5 protein-coding genes and 1 pseudogene are annotated in these 3,967 nt (G+C 54.0%); 2 read left to right on the forward strand and 4 right to left on the reverse strand.

The features are described 5' to 3' along the window. A pseudogene (locus AB7E14_RS21510) lies at positions 1-165 on the reverse strand (NUDIX hydrolase); the annotation flags it as partial. Positions 166-314: 149 nt separating this feature from the next. On the opposite strand from AB7E14_RS21510, the gene AB7E14_RS21515 reads away from it, so the two are divergent. Further along, positions 315-1,070 carry a DeoR/GlpR family DNA-binding transcription regulator gene (locus AB7E14_RS21515; protein WP_090050465.1) on the forward strand — a complete coding sequence of 252 codons (756 nt, stop codon included), beginning with the start codon at positions 315-317 and terminating at the stop codon, positions 1,068-1,070. Here AB7E14_RS21515 and AB7E14_RS21520 read toward each other — a convergent pair whose 3' ends face one another. Further along, the gene (locus tag AB7E14_RS21520; RefSeq protein WP_058588082.1) at positions 1,071-1,640 is read right to left on the reverse strand and encodes a flavin reductase family protein; all 570 of its coding nucleotides are present in this window, start codon (positions 1,638-1,640) and stop codon (positions 1,071-1,073) included. A gap of 136 nt (positions 1,641-1,776) precedes the next feature. Between AB7E14_RS21520 and nhoA the strand changes: the two genes are divergently transcribed. Then, positions 1,777-2,622 carry an N-hydroxyarylamine O-acetyltransferase gene (gene nhoA, locus AB7E14_RS21525; protein WP_316961669.1) on the forward strand — a complete coding sequence of 282 codons (846 nt, stop codon included), beginning with the start codon at positions 1,777-1,779 and terminating at the stop codon, positions 2,620-2,622. Positions 2,623-2,661: 39 nt separating this feature from the next. Here nhoA and AB7E14_RS21530 read toward each other — a convergent pair whose 3' ends face one another. Together AB7E14_RS21530 and AB7E14_RS21535 are read right to left on the reverse strand one after the other, a co-directional pair. Beyond that, the gene (locus AB7E14_RS21530) at positions 2,662-3,555 is read right to left on the reverse strand and encodes a PhzF family isomerase (RefSeq protein ID WP_044328481.1); all 894 of its coding nucleotides are present in this window, start codon (positions 3,553-3,555) and stop codon (positions 2,662-2,664) included. A 125-nt stretch (positions 3,556-3,680) separates the two neighbouring features. Continuing rightward, the coding region (locus AB7E14_RS21535; protein WP_428169935.1) for an autotransporter outer membrane beta-barrel domain-containing protein at positions 3,681-3,967 on the reverse strand (287 nt) is incomplete at its 5' end.

The following is a 3,967-nucleotide window of genomic DNA, read 5'->3' on the forward strand; positions in this document are numbered from 1 at the left end:
AGCCAGCGGCAACGCGAGCCATTCGCCAATCAGCGGAATGTGTCCGCGTTGGTACACCTCCAGTGCAGCGGCTTCGAGACGATGAAGGTTGGCGTCGATCAGAGCCTGTTTTCCGTCGGTACCGCTGCGATAAGGGCCGGCGATTAAAATGAGTTGTGCTGTCATGATATCCTCACTCTTTGTTTGTCCTAGGCAGAAATGCACATTTCTGCACGTTTTAGTTGCCTGAAGGCCGTTGTATTTGTAGAGTACGTATCATAAACAGCAAATTCGTGCATGATCAAGATTAATCGTGCACATTCAGGAATAACCCTATGCTTACCGATCAGCGAAAGAAATTGATCCTTGAACTGCTGGCCGCCGAAGGTCAGGTGTTATCGAAGGCGCTCAGTAACCGGTTCGCGGTTTCTGAAGACACGATCCGCCGCGATTTACGTGAACTTGCCGCGGAAGGATTTCTGCAGCGTGTACACGGCGGGGCGCTGCCATCGTCTGGTGCGACGGCGCCGTTTCTTGAACGAAAGTCATTGAAAACCGACGCCAAAAAGCGCGTGGCGCAAAAAGGGGCTACGCTGATTTCCCCCGGTCAGGTGGTAATCATTGATGGTGGGACGACAACAACAGAACTGATTGCCTGTCTGCCGGATGATTTAAACATTACCGTGGTGACCCACAGTCCGGGCATCGCATTAGGGCTGGTCAATCATCCGCTTATCGAGATCATCCTCATCGGTGGTCGCGTGTATAAGCACTCCATTGTCACGGTAGGCGCGGCGACGGTTGAAGGAATGCGTAACATTCAGGCCGATCTCTTTTTCATGGGCGTGACGGGGATTCACCCGGAAGCGGGGTTAACCACGGGAGATTACGAAGAAGCGTGCATCAAACGTGCATTTTCCGCCAGAGCCGCAGAAACTATCGTCCTGGCGTCACCGGAGAAGATCAGCACCGCGTCTCCCTTTGCCATTGGCGACGTATCGCTGATTAATACGGTCGTCGTGGAAGAGAATACCGACGAAAGCTGGATCCGCGCGATGAACGCGAAGGGGATCACGGTGGTGAGGGCGTAGTTAGCCCGCCGTCACGCGTTTGCCGCTGGTGACAAATGTACCGGCGCCAAGATGATGCAGGGTGTTGAGTTTGTCGTCATCGAACTGCCAACGGCCTTCGACAAACACCCGTTCATCGGCGGCGGCAGAAACCACTTCACCGAATAAGGTATCGTATTTCTCCTGCGCAGCGGTGGCGGGGAGGAGGCGGCACTCCATCCATGCCAGACATTTTTCTTCGACGACCGGCAGTCCCAGTTCGGGGCCTTTGACCACCGGAATGCCGTAACAGTTGAATTTGTCTTCATCGCGCCCGGAAACGCTGCCAACGGCGTAAGTCCAGTTAGTGGCGGCAACACCGGGAATGACAATACCGAACAGGCCGCTGCGCTCAATTAATTCCCGCGACCAGGCCGTTTTATCGACCACAATGGCGAGACGAGGCGGTTCAAACTCAACGGGCATCGACCACGCGGCGGCCATGATATTGCGCCGGTTGCTGACCTCATCGCGGCTGGTGATCAGTACCGTGGGACCATGATTGAGCAGACGACTGGCGTGGCGTAATTCGACAGGACGAAATCGACTCATAGAATTGTCTCGCAAAGGGTTTTTCTCAGTATTATTGAAAACTGACGTTGCGCCAAGCGCCGAATAACACCTGCCTCACTCTTTGGCTCATCGTTTATACTCGGATAACGATTTAAGGCCCACGACAGGAAATCTGATGACGCCGATCCTGAATGCTTATTTTGCTCGTCTGAACTGGTCAGGGCGTGCCGAAGTCAATATTGAGACGCTTCGGGCGCTACATTTGCAGCATAACTGTACTATCCCGTTTGAAAATCTCGACGTGCTGTTACCGCGAGAAATGCACCTTGATGACAGGTCGCTGGAAGAGAAACTGATTACCGCACGTCGCGGCGGCTATTGCTTTGAGCAAAATGGCGTATTTGAGCGCGTACTGCGCGAACTGGGGTTTACGGTGCGTAGCCTGTTGGGACGTGTGGTGCTGGCTAATCCTCCGAGCCTGCCACCGCGAACTCACCGTCTGCTGCTGGTTGAACTGGATGGCGAATCGTGGATCGCCGATGTGGGATTTGGTGGTCAGACGCTTACTGCCCCCATTCGTCTGCAAGCGGACATTATCCAGAAGACGCCACATGGAGAATACCGTTTGCAGCAGGAGGGGGACGACTGGATCCTGCAGTTTTGTCATCACGATCGCTGGCAATCGATGTACCGTTTTGATCGGGTGGTGGTGCAGCAAAGTGATTATGTGATGGGCAACTTTTGGTCTGCGCACTGGCCGCAATCGCATTTTCGTCATCATCTGCTGATGTGTCGTCATTTGCCGGACGGGGGAAAATTGACCCTCACTAACTTCCATTTCACGCATTACGAAGGTGACAGAGTGGCAGAACAGCGCAATTTACCGGATGTCGCTTCATTGTACTCGCTGCTACAGGAACGTTTTGGTCTGGGAGTGACAGATGCGAAGCATGGTTTTACGGAAACTGAGCTTGCCAGGGTGATGGCGGCGTTTGATACGCATCCCGAAGCGGGAAAATAATGAAAACCCGGTAGACGCAGGCGCTTACCGGGCATAATTTTAAAAATCTATCGCCCATTCAGCGTGAAACAGAATCACCGCGTTACCCGTGATGGTGACTTTTTCCGGCTGGTTATTCTGAATCGTCACGTTAATTTCAACGGTGCCATCGCGACCCAATGCCCGTCCCTGATGTCCTTTCACCTGCAGCGATTTCCCGTCGTGTGCCAGTAAACCGTGATGCACCAGCCAGGCACCCATCGGGCCATTGGCATTGCCGGTCACCGGATCTTCAACAATACCAATTGCCGGTGAGAACATGCGCCCGTCAGTCTCATTTTTGCCCGGACGGATCTGGAATGGGAAAAAGCCATTGCAGCCAATTTGCTGACTGATGGTACAAAGCGCAGAAAGATCGGGCGCGAGGGCATCGATATCGACTTCAGGCTTAAGCGGAATCATCACTTTAGAATGACCGGTCGACGCCACCTGAATCGGCAAGCCCGGCAGCATATCGCTTTCATTCAGGTGCAGCGCACGAAGAATAGCCGCGCGGATGTCACCTTCAATCGGCGCTTCAAAGGTTGGCGTGCCTTGTTCCAGCGAAATACGGTAATCACCGTCATCATGACGGATTGCCACCCGGTGTCGACCCGCCAGCGAGGTTTGCCAGACTGTGGTGTTGCCCAGTCCCAGCACCGTGGCGCGGACATAATGCGCCGCAACGGTGGCGTGCCCGCAAATCGGCACTTCTACGGTCGGCGTAAAGTAGCGAATGCGGACATCGCTGTCATCGCTTCGCAGCAGGAATGCAGTTTCAGAGTGGCGTAGTTCGCGGGCAATCAGTTGCATCTGTGTTTCGCTGAGGCCATCAGCATTCAGGACGACACCTGCGGAATTGCCGCGAAAGGGGGTTCTGGTGAAAGCATCAACGTGGTAAACCTGTGGTTTCATTAGCGTTCTCCCTGAGTGAGGGAAGCATCATAACGTGGAAAAGGCCGGATAGCGATGCATCTGTCAATCCGGCGTGTGAAAGAATAAACCCCGGCAGGCATTTACACGAGCCGGGTGTTTTATTATCAGAAGGAGGCTTTAATCCCCACCATTGCAGAGGTATCGCTGTAGCTGTTGTTGCCAACCTGCTGAGCGACGTTGCCCCACAGGGCGACGTTCTTCGTCAACTGGCCTTCAACACCGGCTTTCAGTTCGCCGATATTGCGGGCGCCTTTCAGATTCACGTTTTCACCGTTCATTGAGACGCCAAAGTCTTTGCTGTTGTGGATCCAGTTGGCTTCGACAAACGGCTGGAAGGTGTGGTCTTTGCCGTCGTCCAGTGTGTTGTGGCCCTTGCCGAACAGACGGACGC

The sequence above is a fragment of the Citrobacter sp. genome, from assembly GCF_050252275.1.
GTDB lineage: Bacteria > Pseudomonadota > Gammaproteobacteria > Enterobacterales > Enterobacteriaceae > Citrobacter_A > Citrobacter_A amalonaticus.